At 63.7% G+C, this 15,915-nt stretch carries 11 protein-coding genes; 2 read left to right on the top strand and 9 right to left on the bottom strand.

Translation table 11 applies throughout. The annotated features are described in order from the left end of the window. The 8 genes from Q0176_RS06065 to Q0176_RS06030 all read right to left on the bottom strand — a co-directional run. Positions 1–1,384, bottom strand: a 1,384-nt coding sequence (locus tag Q0176_RS06065; protein WP_299300258.1) for a hypothetical protein, incomplete at its 3' end; no start/stop codon positions are given. Between the two features lie 33 nt (positions 1,385–1,417). Then, positions 1,418–2,623, bottom strand: a complete 1,206-nt coding sequence (locus Q0176_RS06060) for a hypothetical protein (protein ID WP_299300256.1) — start codon at positions 2,621–2,623, stop codon at positions 1,418–1,420. Positions 2,624–2,854: 231 nt separating this feature from the next. Beyond that, positions 2,855–3,430 carry a thermonuclease family protein gene (locus Q0176_RS06055; protein ID WP_299300254.1) on the bottom strand — a complete coding sequence of 192 codons (576 nt, stop codon included), beginning with the start codon at positions 3,428–3,430 and terminating at the stop codon, positions 2,855–2,857. Then, on the bottom strand, positions 3,423–5,870 hold the full coding sequence (locus tag Q0176_RS06050) for an EAL domain-containing protein (RefSeq protein WP_299300252.1): 2,448 nt from the start codon (positions 5,868–5,870) through the stop codon (positions 3,423–3,425). The genes Q0176_RS06055 and Q0176_RS06050 overlap by 8 nt, the downstream gene beginning before the upstream one ends. 22 nt (positions 5,871–5,892) lie before the next feature. After that, a complete protein-coding gene (locus Q0176_RS06045; RefSeq protein WP_299300250.1) occupies positions 5,893–6,966 on the bottom strand; it encodes a P1 family peptidase in 1,074 nt (357 codons plus the stop codon). Then, a complete protein-coding gene (locus Q0176_RS06040; RefSeq protein ID WP_299300248.1) occupies positions 6,951–8,783 on the bottom strand; it encodes a C69 family dipeptidase in 1,833 nt (610 codons plus the stop codon). Before Q0176_RS06040 ends, Q0176_RS06045 begins: the two co-directional genes overlap by 16 nt. A gap of 111 nt (positions 8,784–8,894) precedes the next feature. Beyond that, positions 8,895–9,401 carry an ImmA/IrrE family metallo-endopeptidase gene (locus Q0176_RS06035; protein ID WP_299300246.1) on the bottom strand — a complete coding sequence of 169 codons (507 nt, stop codon included), beginning with the start codon at positions 9,399–9,401 and terminating at the stop codon, positions 8,895–8,897. Then, positions 9,382–9,804 carry a helix-turn-helix transcriptional regulator gene (locus Q0176_RS06030; protein ID WP_299300244.1) on the bottom strand — a complete coding sequence of 141 codons (423 nt, stop codon included), beginning with the start codon at positions 9,802–9,804 and terminating at the stop codon, positions 9,382–9,384. The genes Q0176_RS06035 and Q0176_RS06030 overlap by 20 nt, the downstream gene beginning before the upstream one ends. Positions 9,805–10,301: 497 nt before the next feature. On the opposite strand from Q0176_RS06030, the gene Q0176_RS06025 reads away from it, so the two are divergent. Both Q0176_RS06025 and Q0176_RS06020 read left to right on the top strand, forming a co-directional pair. Further along, positions 10,302–13,736 carry an AsmA-like C-terminal region-containing protein gene (locus Q0176_RS06025; RefSeq protein WP_299300242.1) on the top strand — a complete coding sequence of 1,145 codons (3,435 nt, stop codon included), beginning with the start codon at positions 10,302–10,304 and terminating at the stop codon, positions 13,734–13,736. A gap of 28 nt (positions 13,737–13,764) precedes the next feature. After that, positions 13,765–14,670: an SH3 domain-containing protein gene (locus Q0176_RS06020; protein WP_299300240.1), complete on the top strand. Its 906-nt coding sequence runs from the start codon at positions 13,765–13,767 to the stop codon at positions 14,668–14,670. A gap of 96 nt (positions 14,671–14,766) precedes the next feature. On the opposite strand, the gene Q0176_RS06015 is transcribed toward Q0176_RS06020, so the two are convergent. Then, positions 14,767–15,732, bottom strand: coding sequence for a hypothetical protein (locus Q0176_RS06015; RefSeq protein WP_299300238.1), 966 nt, complete (start codon positions 15,730–15,732; stop codon positions 14,767–14,769). Positions 15,733–15,915 lie beyond the last annotated feature (183 nt).

The raw sequence follows: 15,915 nt of genomic DNA, 5'->3' as shown, positions 1-15,915 counted from the left end.
CTTTCTCGAGCTCGGAAAAGTAAAACGCCAGCCACTCGCGGCGCCTTTGGGCCGAAGAGGGAAGGTAAGGACGATCCCTCTCGAAGATTGGAGCATATAGCGACGCAAGGCCGCGCCTTGGATACGACGCCCGGAAAAATTCGTATGGCTCCCGGTATTGCCCCGATGCGATCAGCCTCCTCGTCCTCTCGTAGGCGCGAAGCTCCCCCAACACCCCGGGGTCCTGGACAACACGGGCATCCATGACGGAGGAAGAAGCGTCGGATCTTCGAGCGCAGTCGAGGTCGGAATAGCCCTCGAAGATATCCGGCCCCACATGTTGCCCCTTCAGGATGTCCATGCTGAGCGGCTCCAGCACCTCTTCCGCCAGAAGCGTCAGCAGCGGCCGGGGCGTCACCGCCCGCAGCGTTCCCAGCGTGCGCGATACCCACAGCGACAGGGTGTCGTAGGTTATGGGAAGGCGTTCCAGCAGGTCCCTTTGCAGGACCTCCATCTCGGCTCGTTCCTCCTCGAAGCCCTTCAGCCGATGCTCCCGCTCCTCCTTGGTCAGGGGGCGGAACTCCGCCTCGAACTTCCTCTGATCCGCCTCGAGCGTATCGATATCCAGACTGGCGTAGAAGGAGAGCAGGCCCCTCAGGGGCGGAAAGTCCACAGGGAGGAGGAGGGCCTTCTCCTCCTTCTCCCTCACCGGGCGCCGGGCGTTGGCCGATTCCCCGTACTCTCCGCCGAAGACGATCCTCTTCGTCAGAAGACTGGGGTCGGCCCCCTGGTCCAGGTCCGAAAAATTCGCAACCGTCTCCGGCAGGACTCCATAGGCCCGATAGAAGTCCGCACTGACGGGCCCCATGACGTCCTCGGCAAAGAGCTTCAGCAACGGGCGCGGGGTCACGACTCGAAGCTCGTCAAGATGCATCTTGATGAAGAAGCACAGGACCTCTCCATCCAGGAATCCCTGTGCTATCGTCTTGTCCCTGAGGTCGAGCATCCTGACGCGCTCTTCCTCGAAAATCCTTCGCCGTTTTCTCCGCTCCTCGTCCGGAAGTCTCCCGTGCACGCTCTCGAAGGCATTTTGATCGTCCTCGAGGGCCTTCAGATTCAGCCGGTCGTAAAAGGACAGGAGCGCCCTTATGGCATGGGTCCCTTCGATCGAACCCGTCCTCATTCCCGTATCCTCGTAAAGGGCTTCCAATACAGCCCTTTTATCTTGTGTGGGTTGAGGCGAGGCGTGCGGCCGTTCCTCCCGAGGCGTCTCCTTCGGACTGTCGCCGGGGACGGCCCCGACGGCGGATACGCCCCCCAGAACGTAGCCCAGAACAAACCCCATCGCCATACCCAGGACCCAAAATCCTCCGCGTCCCCACCGCGATTCCCGCGCTTTTTCCATGACGGAACCTCCGATTTCAAGTCCGGCTGAGGCTCAAAATTCCACCTGCATCTGGGGGTGAAACGGGCGAAACCTGTTTTCGCCGAATACCTCATTAAAAACTTCGTATGGATTGACAAAAGTACCGAGACGGGTTGCGGGGGAAGAAGCCCCCTTCTTCCATCTCCGAACGGACCGTGCATAGTCCTCTCGAAGGCCGGAACGGCGCAGAATCTCCACGATGCGGGCCGAAAGCTCCCGGTGCGCCTGGCACTGGCGCACCCAGGCCAGACTCATGCAGCGATACGCCTCCTCCGACGCGTAGATTTGGAGGAGCTCCCCGGTCTCGACGAGAAACAGCAGGTGCGTCGGGCTGCTCAAGGCCTCCCCCTCCATGGACCGCATTTTCCGCTCCTTCTCCCAGACGTACTGCGGCCAAACGTCCTTGGACGCGCCCTCGGGGATTTCCCAGTAGTCCGTAACGAGCCGGATAATCTCCTTGAGCCTGGCCGCCATCTGTTTCTCATCCTCCGTCAATTGGGGGACAGGAGCAACAAGGGAAAGAAGGGCTCTCCGGTGTCGCCGAGCGGGCCAATGACGCCTTATCTCCCTCAGTTCCCGTAAAGCCTCCCCCTTCCCGTCGTAGTACCCCTTCGCATCCGCCTCACCCAGCCGATACAGGGGATCCCGCTCCGGGCTTTCCTCTCCCTGTTCCATCTCCACCCCCAGCTCCGCCATGAGGCGGCGCTCCTCCATGCGATGCAGGTACTCCAGGCGCAGTGCGTCGAGCCGGCGTGCGCGGGAAAAATGGTCAAAGACGTCGGGCAGACGAGCGCACGCCCAAAGCTTTAAAATATGCCAAAGCTTTGGGTCCTTGTCGGGGCTCGCTATTCTCGCTATTATCTTATCCTCCGGATCCTTCCCATGGCAAAGGGACAGAAGCCCCGTGGGGGTGAAAAGTGTGTCGAAGCGCCTAGCGTCGAAGTAATCCCAGATGGCGACGTCCAAGGAACCACCCTGCCGACGGAGGCCGTCGAGGACGTAGGCGGGAATGTCCCGGGACACTCCCTCGAAGAGGACGACCCGAGTCTCGTCCGTCTCCTCCGCCTCGTCCTCCACGTAGGGGTTGAAGACCGGCGGCATCTCTCCGTCGTTCCAGCCCGTCCCGCTCTTCGCCTCCCCACCCCCGGCACGGCAGGGCAGAAAGACCGACCACATCAACAGACCCGCGATCAAGACGCAACGTACTCTCCCCATCATCGGTGCACCTCCTTCAAAACAGCCCGAGCCTCCGCTCCAATTATCCCCTGCCGCTGCATCCGGGGCGTAAATCCAGGGCTTAAAACGATAGGGCCCATGGCTCGTGCTTTTTCCATGACGGAACTCCCTTTTTCAAGGCCGGGCCTGCATCTGGGGGTGAAACCCGTTTTCGCCGAATATCTCGTTGAGCGACCTCACTCCCCCTGCAGGAACAGCCGGGGGCGAAGGGGCTCAACGTCTCCGCCCCCACAGGCCGCGTCCCGCCTTACGCGCCTCGGCCTGGAGACGGGCGAACAGGTCGGCATAGCGCGAGTTGGGCTGGATGGTCATGACGCGTCCATACCCCTCGAGGAGCAGCCTGGCGTTGAACATCCCCCGCCTCACGGCATCCTCGTCCCGCGCGGGCCGTTCCACCCAGACGTAGGCGAGATGGCGCTGGTACCTGTCCAGGGGGGCGACGTCGTACTCCAGCCACACGCGCCGCCCCGAGAGCGCCTGTTTCGTGAAGGCGCTGGCCTCGCGTCCATAGTATTGAACGGGCTTGCGGGGATGCACCGTTTCGGGCGTATCGACCCCGATCAGGCGCACACGGCGGGACTCCCCCTCCACCTTCACCACAAGGGTATCCCCATCGACGACGTTCGTGACGACTCCCTCGAGGAAATCGCCCGTGCGCCTCTCCCAGTGCGGGGCAAGGAACCCCAGGAGGAGCAGGACGAGGAGAAAAACCAGCTTCCTCGGCGTCATCGACGCCAGAGGGCTCGAGAAGAATCGCCGCGGTAACGGGCGGAGTCTCTTTCTAGGCATTCGTTCCTCCCGTATCGGACGGCTCCAGGGTTCTCAGGCAGGTCTCGAGATCCATCGGGCGGTAGTAGAGATAGCCCTGCCCCAGGGGGCAGTTCAGCCCGTCGAGGAGCCGCTCCTGCTCCTCCGTCTCGACGCCCTCCGCGATAACGCCGACCTGGAGCACCTCGCTCATGCGCAGGATCGCGCGGACGAGCGTCCAGTCCTCGTCGTGGGACACGACGCGCTGGACGAAGGACTTGTCGATCTTCAGCTTGCCGATGGGAAAGTTCTGCAGGTAGGATATGGAGGAGTTCCCCGCCCCGAAATCGTCGATGGCTATCGTATACCCTTTTCCGTGCAGGCGGACGAGGGTATCGCGGCAGTCCTCCATGTTGGCGATGAGCGCCGTCTCGGTGATCTCCAGGAGGACCTCCGACGGCAGAATGCCCTGTCCCTCGACGATATCCTGCAGCATCGATTCGACGATCCGGTCCCGGAAAAGCGTGGCGGAGACGTTCAGGCTGAGATAGATCCCCGGCACGGCCCGACGGAGAGCGAGAAAAGCATCGGCCGTCATCCTGAAGAGGACCTCCGATAGGGACGGCATCATCCCCGTCTCCTCGGCCATGGGGATGAAGTCCTCGGGGCTGACCGGCTTGCCGTCAGCGCCGGTCCAGCGCACCAAGGCCTCGACCCCGCGGATGCACCGGCTCCGTATCTCCACGATGGGCTGAAACACGACCCTGAAATTCTCCTGCAGGATGGCCTCCCGCAGGGCGTTTTCCATCTCTATGGACTTGACGCTCCGCGTCTTGAGCCTGTCGCTGAAGAAGAGGATGCAGCCGCGCTCCCTCCGCTTGGATTCCGCCGCGGCGAGCGCCGCACCGGACATCGTCTCGTCGACCGTCCCGCTGTCCGAGGCCATCATGACCCCCAGGCTTCCCGAGAGCATGAATTTTCGGCCTTCGACCAGAAAAGGCTCGTCCAAGGCGCTCAGAAGGCGGCGAGCCGCGGCCTCTGATTCCTCGCGGGCGATGATCCCGAAGGAGGCCACCGCAAACTCCATCCCGCCCAACCGAGCCAGTTCCTCCCCCGGGTGCAGGATATCCCTGAGCCGCTGCGCCAGCTCCCTCAGGACGGAGTCCCCCGTGCTGACGCCGAGCACCGCGTTGATGCGTTTGAAGTCCCGGACGGCGAGGACGAAGACGCTGGGCGAACGGCCGTAAAGATCCGCCTTGTCCAGCAGGACCTTCCTCAGCCCCGTACGGTTCAAAAGCCCCGAGAGCTCGTCGTGGTACGCCAGGTAGCGCAGCTGCTCCTGATTGCTCTTCATCTCGGAGATATCCACGAAGGAAGCGTAATAGAGCGGGGCGTCCGACTCCCTGGGGCCTACCCCCACGCGCATCAGCAGAACCGCCGACGTTCCGTCCAGCCTGTGCACGCCGATCTCCTCCGAAAAGCTCTCCTCGTCCCGCACTTCCGCGTTCTGAATCTGCCGCGAGAGGCGGTCCCAGAAGAAGGGGCCCCCGAACTCGGCAAGGCTGATCTGCCCCTTTCGCTCGGGGGGCACTCCCAGGATGTCGAGGGCCGTCTGATTGATCTCCGTGATCCGCCCGTCGCCGTCGAACGTCAGGAATCCCGCCAGGCTGTTCTGGTGCAGTTCCTGCACCTGCTCCAGCTTGTCCTGCTCCTCACGGACCGCGGACTCGACGTCGAACAGCCAGTCCCTCTGCGCGGCGATCTGCTTCGAAAGACTGCGGTTCGCCTCCTCCAGCTTGGAGTTGGCCGCCCTGAGATTGACGCCCAGTATGTGCAGAACGCAAACCAGAGGGGAGATGACCAGAAAGATGGAGAGCGCCGAAAGAAACATTTTGGGAAGTGAGCGCGCCAGGAGGCCGTCGACGGACTCCGCTGCCATGTCCACGAGGACCAGGTACGGAATGCCCCCGGGACTGAAAAACCGCCTGCACAGCGAACGATACCCTCCCCATCGGTCCCGGTAGCTCAGGAAGGCCGCCCGTCCGGTGTCGTAGACCCGCTCCAGGATCTCCGGGCCGTCGTCGTAAGGGTAGAAATACCAGGAGCGCCGATCCTTCGCTTCCTTCGCGCTCACGGTCGGGGCGGAAAAATAAAACTTTCCCTCGAAGCGGACCAGGGTCTGGGCGTAGCGCAGGCCCTCGATCTCCACGAACTCGTTGATCCGCCTCCGGTTGAGGAGCTCCTCGTCGAAGGAGACGGACGCGGGGCCAAGGGCCCTGTCGTGAAAATCCTCGGGCAGGAGCATGGGAACCAGATCCGCGGCGGCGGAAAGCCGATCGTCGACGGACCTCAGGACGGCCTCGCGATTCTCGAGCCACATGCAGCGATAATAAAGGGTTAGGCCCAGGACAAAGGCCATGGTGCTGAGGAGAATCCATTTGAGGTGGGGGCGCGTCCGTATCGCAGTCATGAAACGCCGCATTTTGGTCATCCGCCGTGTTTTTTCAATTCCGTCCGACTCCGAGGTCGGACAGAAGGTCCACCAGCCCGCGCCTCGAGTGTCCGTCGCGGCCGACGGCAATATGCTCCGCCGAGACGAGGGCGTTCAGGATGCTTTCCTCCACGGCCTCCACGGCGGCCTTGAAAAGGGGATCGATGTGCTCCTCGTGCAGGACTCCGACCTCGACGATCCCTCCCCGGGGCGCTTTATGGGGGATGCGGACGGCCGTCGAGACCGCCAGGGCGATGTCGCCGCTCCCATCCCCAACGAAGGACCCCGTCCGTCCGACCCCGATGAAGCTGCGGCGCGCCAGGCGCGCGAGCTGGCGGGAATCCAGGGGAGCGTCCGTGGCCAGGACGATGACGATCGAGCCCTTGTCCCCCTCCCGGTTGGACTCTGCAGAGGTCAGGGCCCTCAAGGCCGAACCGATGGGGCGCCCGGCGAGGATCAGGTCCTCCATCCTCCCGAAGTTGGCGTTGACGAGAGCCCCCAGGGTAAACTCGCGTCCGCAGGTCTCCACGACCCGCGAGGCGCTGCCGATCCCGCCCTTCAGATTGAAGCAGGACATGCCGCATCCGGCCCCGACCGCCCCCTCGCCGAAATCCGAGGCTGCCGCGCCGAACGCCGCATCCAGGTGCTCCCGGCCCAGCCTGGCCTGGCGAGCGTCGTTCAGATAGGAGTCGTTGCACTCGAGCACGACGGGGTTGACGCTGCCGTCCGTCGTGCAGATCTCGGAGTGCTCGTCCATGGAGCGCCGAAACAGGGCGTCGTAAAGGGCCCCCGCGCTGGAGACCCCCGTGAGGACGATGGGGGTCTCCAGCGTCCCCTTCTCCCGAACCTGAATCAACCCCATGCTCTTGCCAAAACCGTTGAACACCGCAGCTCCGGCGGCGAGCTTTTCCCGGAACAGGCTGCCCGGAGCGGGAATGACGACGGTCACGCCCGTGCGGAGCCCCTTTTGGGGATCGTCCAGCGTACAGTGTCCGACTCGGACCCCCGGAACGTCCGTCAGCGCATCGCGGGGGCCGGGACGCATCGTACCGACGGAGAGGCCGAAGTCCGCTATGCGCCGTCGCATGCCGATTTTTCCCGTTTCGTCCTGCCGTCCGCCGGGGGCGGACTTTTTCGGACCCGGACCAACGCGCGCCCGACGCGCCGCCGGCCGGACACGTCCTCCAGGACGATCCACAGGTCCGTCAGACAGGGAACGGCCGTCCGGAGCCATTCCCCGCCGCGGAAGGACAGGCGGATATTTCCCCCGTCCGCGGCCGCCCCGACGGCCCCGGAGCGGCGCGAGTCCACGAGGAAATGCGGTCCGCAGGAGGTCTTGTCGAGCGCGATGTCCGCCGCGTCCATCCCGGCTCTTTCCCCATCCAGGAGGAACGAGAAGGCCGCATCCGCATCGTCCGCGTCGATCTCGCCAACCGGCTCGGCCTCCAGGACGCCCAGCCCCGCGTACAGCTCGTCCAGCCTGGAGAGGGTGCGTGTCGCCCAACCGCTCACGGCCTCGTCCAACATGGCGCGGGCCGATTCGGGATCGGAACGGAAGCGGGCCTCGGCCTCGCGGTCCACGAGCCGAAGCTCCTCCTCGAGCGAGGCCTCGAACTCCCGGAGCCCCTCCCGGACCTCCGAGGCGCGCTCCCCATAAAGCGCGTCGGCCGCGGCATGCAGGGCCGTGTGGCGGAACCAGGCTGTCCCCGTGCAGTCGAGGTCCGAGGCCGGAACGGAGAAGTGCGTCGCCAGAGCCGCCTCCGGGTCGGACGCCCCATATCCCTCGGGCACCGAGGAGATGCCGAGGTACCATGGGATGTAGGGCGACAGGCAGGGACGCCCCAAAGCCCGGCGGATCAGCGTCATCTCGGTCCGCTCCCGTATCTGCACCACGTTGCTCTCTAGCGTCGTGGAGGCGCAGATGGGACGGGTGGGCATGAAGTGGGGCGACGCCCCCTCCGAGACGTCCGACGGCGTTCCCTCGAAATGCGTCCTCAGGATGGCCTTGACCGTCTCGACCCCTACCCGGTGCGGCGGCCTGACCGAGAAGGGCAGCTTCGTCCCCGGGGCAAGCAGGTGCCCCATATCGCGTCCCATCAGGATGGAGAGGCCTCGGACGTGACGGTGCACGTTGTGCGGCACGCCGCAGGAGCCCGGGTCCTGATAGGCTAGGGCGAAGTCGAAGGCCCCCTCCCCGGGGTCGTACCAGCCGCGGGAACGGGCGTATTCGACAAGCTCCCGATACCCCGGAGCCTCGGGGTCCGGGTCATGGATGGTGTAGTGGTTGGGATTGATATAGACCTCGTCGTCCGGGACGCGTTTCACGGCGTAGTGTCTGCCGTGGACGACCTGAAGCACCCATATCTCCCGGCTGTCCGCAAAATGGTAGGAGCGGCCGCTGCTCGCGTAGCCGAAACGGTCCAGAAGCCCGGTCGCAAGCTCCAGGGCGTGATGGGCGCTCCGCGCCCCCTCGGCCACAAGGCGGCGAAGGCCGTAGCCGATGCCGCCGTCCTTCAGGTCCGGACGGTCCTCACGGGAATCCGCGCAGTTGTCGCTGCACAGGACGACCCCATGGCCGTTGACGAAGAAATCGCAGAACGAGGCGCCCCCGTCCGCCACGAAGGGACGTGCCTCGGACCAAAGCAGGCGCGCGCGAGCCTCGGGCAGAGGCAGCTCCGCCATGTCCGGCTCGAAACGGACCGTCCGTCCCGGCGCCCGCGTCAGCGCGGGAACGATATGCGAGCGCATCACATAGCGTCCCCCGCTGTCCTCGTTATGGCCGACGAGGACCTCCCCCGTCTCGGAGGCATCCCTGCCGACCAGGACGGTCGTACAGGCTCGGGCGGGGGCTGCGCCCATGCAGAACCCCAGGAAGAGGGCGAGAAAGAAAAGGAACGGAATCATCGGCAGGTCTCCTTGGCATGATGAAACTCAGCTTGTCAGATTATTAATCATTATAGAAGGCTATCGATCCGTGCGATACGCGAGGAATGCGGAAGGATGTGCAGAATTTTATCATGAGGGACTTCCCCGAGCCACGTTCTCGAGACGTATCCGCATGGCCTGGCGCGAGACGCGGTAACGGCGGCACAGCGCCTCGAAGGGCAGCCTTTCGCAGTCCTTGCGCAGCAGTGCCTCGGGCATCAGAAGCTCCGATGCAAAACGGTCCGCCTGCCGCTCCTGGTCGGGATCCCGGGGCCCGCCGATATGGCCGAGTGGGTTGTGGCGAAGGAGCAGATGGCCCAGCTCGTGCGCGATGGAGAAACGGGCGCGCCCCTGAGGCAGGGAGGAATTGACCAGCAGGACGCCCCTGCCCTCCCTGAGGAGGAAGAGGGCCCCGAAGGCACGGCAGGGCTGAGCGTAGACCTCGATCCCCAGCCAGCGGCAGATCACCCCGAGGTTGACCGGCGGGGCCTGCATCAGGGGAAGCGTCGCGTCCAGAAGCGATCGTACGGCGTCGTCTCCGAAGGGCATGGGGTTCCCGAGCGGCGGAGAAACCGCACTAAAAATTTCCGCCGACACGCCGCGCCCTGATCGTGTCCGCGGCGTACCCCAGGGCCAGCTTCAGGCTTGTGGCCAGGAACTTCCAATCCTCGTCCGTGTAGGAGGAAGAGTCCCTGATGAAGCTGCGCAGATACATCCCCAACTGAGGATCGCCCTCCATAGCCTTCAGGACGAAGGTCCTGGCGCTTCCGTCGAGCGCGTCGCCCTCCGGCGTGCCCTCGCGCCCCACCCCCAGAAGATCCCTCACATCACAGCAAAGCGCCTCCGCAATGGCGGGCAGCATGTCCGCGCTGGGCCCCTTGGCGTTCGCCTCGATACGGCTGATGTTGGCCTGCGTCAACCCCAGCCTTCGGGCCAGCTCGTCCTGGTTCATGCCCAACTCCCGCCGACGGGCCTTGATGTTCGCTCCGACCGAATTCATCCTTCCCGCCTCCCATCTCGTCCCTCTGTCTGTGCGCGTCGTTCGCACAACGCACCTTCAGACTTGTTTCAACACCTTCGCACTTGTTTCAATATGATAATATAACATGAATTTCTATCGGTTTATCCGGTTTTCGCTCGAGTTTCGTTTTTTCCCTTTCCTTTCATTTAATGCAGATATCCAATACGGATATCGAGCGTTTGGGGATCGTCCTCAAGCTCGGGATTATCACGGTTGGATTTTTACATCCCCTCGTCGTACAATAGCCCCAATCGGATGGGGCGGCCGCGAGGCCTCCCATCCGGGTAATCCGTTGCAATCAACGCCACCGCAGAAGGGAAGTGGGCTCAATGTGCAGCGAACGCTCTGCCTCCCCGAGGCAGCGTCCTCGGCGTATTCGTAAGATCCCCGTCGTCATCATGGCTTTGGCCCTCGCTCTGGGCGTCGCGACCGCGATTCTTTCTTTCGTGGACGTCGGAGGAGCGGCCATTTTGAAGATGGCTCGGGAAACCCTGAAGGAACGCACGGGAATGGGGCTCTCCGCCGCCGGGGTCAAGGGAAACCCCATTCGCGGCTACACGTTCGAGGATGTCCTCCTGACCTCCGAAAAGGGGGACAGGATTCTTTCCGCGCAGTCCCTGTCCGGTCGGATCGACTTTCTCGCCCTGTTCCGCGGGTCCCCCAGGCTTTCCGTCCTGACCGTCGGAGGGGTCGCCACGGACCTGGACCAATTCATTGCGGAGATTCAGCGTATCGAGCTGCCTGAGAGCAGCGGAGATTCCGACATCCCCATCAACCGCATCAGCCTCCGGAACAGCCGCTTTACCTCCAAGTGGGGCACCGTCGACGTGGAGGAGGTCGGGGCGAACATCCGGGGTACGAATGTCGACGTCGACTCGGCCGGAGCGGTCAACGGCGTCTCCGTGCGTGGCACGGCGGCGCTGGATATTCAGGGCAGCTCCCTTTCGATCGGCAAGGCCGACATCGCTTTCGGGAAGGGCAGGATCACGGCCACGGGGGAGATACGCCCCGTCTCCCAGACCGACAGCACGACGACGCTGGACCTTCAGGGCTCGGTCCGGGGTCTGGACCTGAAGGAGCTTGCCGCGCTGTGGCCCGCCTACCTCAAGGACGCGGATTACGACGGAACGGCAAACCTCGACCTGGAGGCCAAGGGGACGTCCGCCACCCTGGAGATCTCGGGAACGGTGGACTACCGAGGGATGAAGCTGGCCGGGTACCCCGTGGAGCGGCTCGGGGCGCAGCTGCGATACTCCGACCAGAGGCTGACCGTCGGTGACGTCCATGCCGTCGTACTGAGCGTCCCCATTGACGGGGAGCTCGCGGTCGCGTCCCGTCCCGGGCAACATCCGTCCGTCATGATCAGCCTGGAGGGACGCGACGCCCCGCTGGACGAGATCGGCAGGACCTTCCCGTCCCTGGAGGGGGTGAAGGGCAAGGTATCCGCCTTCACGGCGAAAATTCAGGGCCCGACGAACGCTTTGAACGGAGCCGTCAGCCTCTCGGCGCCCCGCATCGCCTTCATGGGCAAGGAGGTCTCGAACCTCGCGCTTCAGCTCAAGATCGCGAAGAGCGATACCGCGGCGGTCAGCGGAAAATTCCTCTTCGAAGGAGCTCAGGGCTACCTTCAGGGAACTGCCGCCTCCATCCTCTCGGGGCCCAGGCTCAACCTCACGGCGAAACTGGTCGGGCTCGACGTGAAGGGGATCTCCGACCTCATCCCGGACTCCGGGAAGTACGGGCTGGCCGGAAAGATCGATGCGTCGGTCGGCATCAAGGGAAGCCCCTCCTCCCCGGTCCTGTCGGGTACCCTGCAAAGCCCCTCCTTCACGGTTCAGGGCAATACGCTGGTCAACCCCTCGGTTACCTTCTCCTACGCCAAGGACGTGCTGACCCTGCAGAAGAGCGGCGGGACCCTGAACGGCATGCCCATCCAGCTCTCGGGCACCGTTGGGCCGCTGACGTCCAAGACGCCGGCCATCGACGTGAAGGCACAGCTCACCGTCCGGCCGGAGGCCCTGGGGGCTTATGTTCCCGGCATTGCCGGCTATGGCCTCAAGGGCGAGATTCGCGCCGGGGCAAAGATCTCGGGCAGGCTTCCGACCCCGGAGATCGGCCTGCTGGCCTCCTCCCCCGCCCTCTCCGCCCTCGGTAAGCTCAACGTGAAGAACCTCGAGGTCTCCACCCTTCCCGGTAGCGACATCATGAAAGGGGAGAAGTTCGGCCTCTCCATCAAAGCCGACAGCGCCGCAGCAGACGGCGTCGGGCTCTCCGCCCTGGAGGCCTCCCTCAAGAAGGAGGGGACGAAGGTCAGCCTGTCCTCCTTCTCCGCGCGCAGCGGGTCCGGCACGCTCTCCGGTTCCGGTTCCGCGACCCTCGGCGGCAAGAGCCCCGCGCTCGACTTCTCCTTCGACCTCGACCGGCTTGACCTCGCGCAGCTGGCGGCGGCCTCGGGGGTCGGCCTCAAGGGGACCCTCAGCGGAAAGGTAGGCCTGGGCGGGACCGCGGATTCCCCCGAGTTCTCCTTCAAGGGGCAGTCCCCGTCCGTCACGGCCAACGGCGCCCTGCTCTCCGATGTGGCCGCGGACCTCTCGGGCTCCCCGCAGGCGCTGAAGGTCAACAACTTCAGTGCAAAAGTCGGCGGAGCGCCCCTGAGCGCGTCCGGGACGCTGCGGCTGACGCCCTCGATGAGGGCGGATCTCGCCATCCGAGGCGACGGGCTGGACCTGGAAGCGTTGACCGAAGGGTTCCCGGACCTGAAGGGGCAGATCAAGGGCAAGGCTAACCTCGTGTTCGACCTCTCCGGTACGGACAAGGGCAATACGGGGACGGGGAGCCTGTCGGCCTCCTCGGTCGAGGCCTTCGGGCTCAGGCTCGCCAACGTCAAGCTGCCGCTGTCCCTCGACGGCAATGCCTTCAAATCCTCGAACGGAACGCTCGAACTTTACGGGGGCAAGGCGTCGAACAACCTGACCCTGGACTTGAATACGCTCAAGTTCTCCGATTCCCTCACGGCGAGCGGCGTCGACGTCAACGCCCTGGCTCAGGACGCGACGGGCGGGCTCGGCGGCAAGGTCACGGGACAGGGAAGCCTCTCCTTGAAGATAACGGGCTCGGCGGGCAAGACGCCCAGCTACTCCGGAACCGGGCTGTTTACCATGGGGGCCGGGGGAATCAGCGGCTTCAAGGGGCTGGATATCGTGACCCGACTTTATGGGCTCGATGCCATCCGCTACACGGAGGTGACCGCTCCCCTGGAGATCCGGACGGGCCGGCTCGTCCTGAAGAAGGGGGCGGCAGCGAAAGTGCCCGATGGGGACCCGATATATCGCTATGCACGGCTGGCCGAGGACGGCACGATCAAGTTCGACAAGAGCCTGTACCTTCTTGCCGAGGGCAACGTCAACTTCCAGCTGGTCAACGCGCTTACCGGCGGGGCTCTTGGGGGTGCAGGCGCCCTGCTTCAGGGCGGTGCGAAACAGCTGACCACCGGAGCGGGACTCGAGGGTATCCTGAAAGGCGCCCTTCAGGGCGGACACCAGGGCGGCGCCTCCGCGGACTTCCGGGACGTTACGGTCAAGATTACGGGCAAGGCCGATTCGCCGTCCGTATCCCTGGTCAAAGTCGGCCCCTCCTCGCGCACGAATCAGGATGGAGCCGTTCCGGGGAGCGACGCGGCGCCGGCCGATTCCTCCCAGGAGCAGAAGGGGGACAGTACCGTCGACCGGATCATCGATGCCATCGCCCCTCAGAAACCGACGGCGCCCCAGGAACAGCAGGAGGGTGCCCCTGAGGAAACGGCATCGCAGGATCAGGGCCCGGTACAGCCCTCGACCCCTTCCATCGAGGACCAGTTGAAGGAACAGATTGGAGACGAGCTGAAAAAAGGCCTGGAAGGCCTGTTCAAATGAGTCTGGGAAGAATGACAAGGAGGACACGATGAGCGACCCGGTAAGGAAGAAACTGGACGAACTGAAGGAACTGAGGCAGGAGAACTACATCACCGAGGAGGAATACGCCGCGGCACGGGGAAACGCCCTGCTTGACGCGGGCTTCGACACGGCACCGAGGTCCGGCGCCGAAGCCCGATCCCGCCGCGCGCCTTTGCAGGGGGGAGAGTCCGGGGAAAAGAAAGGCGGCGGATGCGGATGTTTGCTCATCCTGCTGCTTCTTATCGTTCTCCTGTTCGTCGGAGTCGTCGCCTTGCCCGAGGATACCCTGAAACTCCTGCCCGGCCTGGACCGGGTATTTGGGGTTGAAAAGGTTCAGGAGGCGCGTCGTACCGTTCTCGAGTTCATCGACGACCTGATGGGACGCCCCCAGGTTCGGGAATCGCCGGCCCTTCCGCCGAAGAGCGGGGCCGACGGCGTCTCCATGGAACCGGCAATCGCCGTTCCCGACTCCTCTTCTGAAGAGGTCCGGGGCAGGATCCAGGCCCCGTCGAAGCATGAGGACAACCCCGTGTCCGTGGAGAAGGGCGTCTTGGAGAACCGTACGGAAGATCGGAGCCCTCGGACGGAGCCGGAGGCCTCGGAGGATACGGCCGCATCGGCCGATTCCGATGCGGCGCTTCCGCAGGCTGCCGTCGGTGTCAGCGATGAGCCGTTGAATATGGCGGACTCCGCCAAGAGCAGCATCTGGGGCAACTCCGTCAGGATTCGCTCCACCCCGGACCGTACCAACGACGACAATATCGTCGGACGTGCCCGCAAGGGGGAGGAATTGGCGATTCTGGAGGAGAAAACGAATGACGACGGAGAACGATGGCTCCGTATTCGGATGGAGCAGGGCGGCCGAGAGGGATGGATACTTGCGAGGCTGGTGAGGCCGATCAAGGACGAATAGTTGGAGCAACGTCAAAGCTGCGGCGCCTTCCGGACAAGGAGGCGCCGCAGCTCAATCGGAAGAACGTACAGGACAGGATGCGGGGAGCATGAGGCATCATTCGATCAGCCGCCCGCCTTTCGAACCTTTCGAGGGGGTGTTCAATCGCCAGCCCTTTTCACGGTCGTACCGGACGTAGCCGCTGTTCCACGCCCAGCCCAGAATCGTCCGGCGCATCTCCTCCATACGCGCCCGGTCGCACAGGTCCGGGTCCCGGCCCTCCTTGAGGGCCCGGGACAGAGTTCGATAATGTGTAATCCACTTCCTGCTCGTCAGCCATGAATATATAAAAGGCAGGCTCATAACGGCAGAAAACGCCAAAGTGAATAAAACCAAGTGATACCAAAGATATGTCCTGCTGGGAATATTATACGATTCTCTCACCCAGAACCTGACAACATTCATGACGTTCTTACTCACATTGAGCATAAGAGCAACAACGACGGCAAAATAGCCGAGCATACTTTTACAGTAATAGGCGGAAGTTCGCAGGTAGGGATTGTCCGAGGCCCAGGCCCGCAGGTATTCCGGAGGCGTATGATTCAAAGGCGTTCCAATCCATCGCCCCGCCGCCCGGCACTTCCGCGCATAGATCCCGTTCAGACCGCCGTACCACAGCGACAACATCGCCTCGTCGGTCAGCGCCGCCTCGGCCTCCTCACTGCACGGCCCAAGGCTTGCGTGCTCCCCCGCGAGCGGGGAAGAAACACGCTTCCGCTCCGACCCCAAAGCAGCCGCAGAAATTCCCCGCTTATCCGAGGACGGCCCCCTCGATCGCTCGAATACGCCCCGGGACAAAAGGAGGATGATCGCAACGACGCCCGCTCCGGCAAAAACCAATGCAAAATAATTGTCCCAAAGAGGCGTCAAGCCCAAAAAGACAACGACGAAAACAAAAGATATACGACGCAGAACGCTGTTCCGGGCATACCCCACAAGAGACGACCTGCCGTCCTGCCCCTCAAAATGCCTCGAGCGCCACAGGTGCCGACAAAGAGGCAGAAGCAGCCAGACGAACGTCACGACAAGCCACAGGGACCCCAGCCATGTGGGAAAGATAGAAGAATAGGAATCATCGAGGTTCATCCGACCAGGCGCCCTCCCTCCGATTGTACTTGTACCGTCCCCGAGCCCAGCTTCCATGCACCGGATTCCCAGTCGTAATAGACGAGACCTTTTTCCTGCGCCCAGCCTAGAATCGTCCGG

Origin of the sequence: uncultured Fretibacterium sp., from assembly GCF_938040765.1 — a bacterium.
Taxonomy (GTDB): Bacteria; Synergistota; Synergistia; order Synergistales; family Aminobacteriaceae; genus CAJPSE01.
Note: the sequence above shows the minus strand (reverse complement) of the source record. Positions and strands in the feature narration are given on the sequence as shown.

What these genes read in the sequence shown, in the direction of transcription:
- Q0176_RS06060 (WP_299300256.1), bottom strand. Translation starts at nt 2,623, where the DNA reads ATGATGGGGAGAGTACGTTGCGTCTTGATCGCGGGTCTGTTGATGTGG.
- Q0176_RS06055 (WP_299300254.1), bottom strand. Translation starts at nt 3,430, where the DNA reads ATGCCTAGAAAGAGACTCCGCCCGTTACCGCGGCGATTCTTCTCGAGC.
- Q0176_RS06050 (WP_299300252.1), bottom strand. Translation starts at nt 5,870, where the DNA reads ATGCGGCGTTTCATGACTGCGATACGGACGCGCCCCCACCTCAAATGG.
- Q0176_RS06045 (WP_299300250.1), bottom strand. Translation starts at nt 6,966, where the DNA reads ATGCGACGGCGCATAGCGGACTTCGGCCTCTCCGTCGGTACGATGCGT.
- Q0176_RS06040 (WP_299300248.1), bottom strand. Translation starts at nt 8,783, where the DNA reads ATGATTCCGTTCCTTTTCTTTCTCGCCCTCTTCCTGGGGTTCTGCATG.
- Q0176_RS06030 (WP_299300244.1), bottom strand. Translation starts at nt 9,804, where the DNA reads ATGAATTCGGTCGGAGCGAACATCAAGGCCCGTCGGCGGGAGTTGGGC.
- Q0176_RS06025 (WP_299300242.1), top strand. Translation starts at nt 10,302, where the DNA reads ATGGCTCGGGAAACCCTGAAGGAACGCACGGGAATGGGGCTCTCCGCC.
- Q0176_RS06020 (WP_299300240.1), top strand. Translation starts at nt 13,765, where the DNA reads ATGAGCGACCCGGTAAGGAAGAAACTGGACGAACTGAAGGAACTGAGG.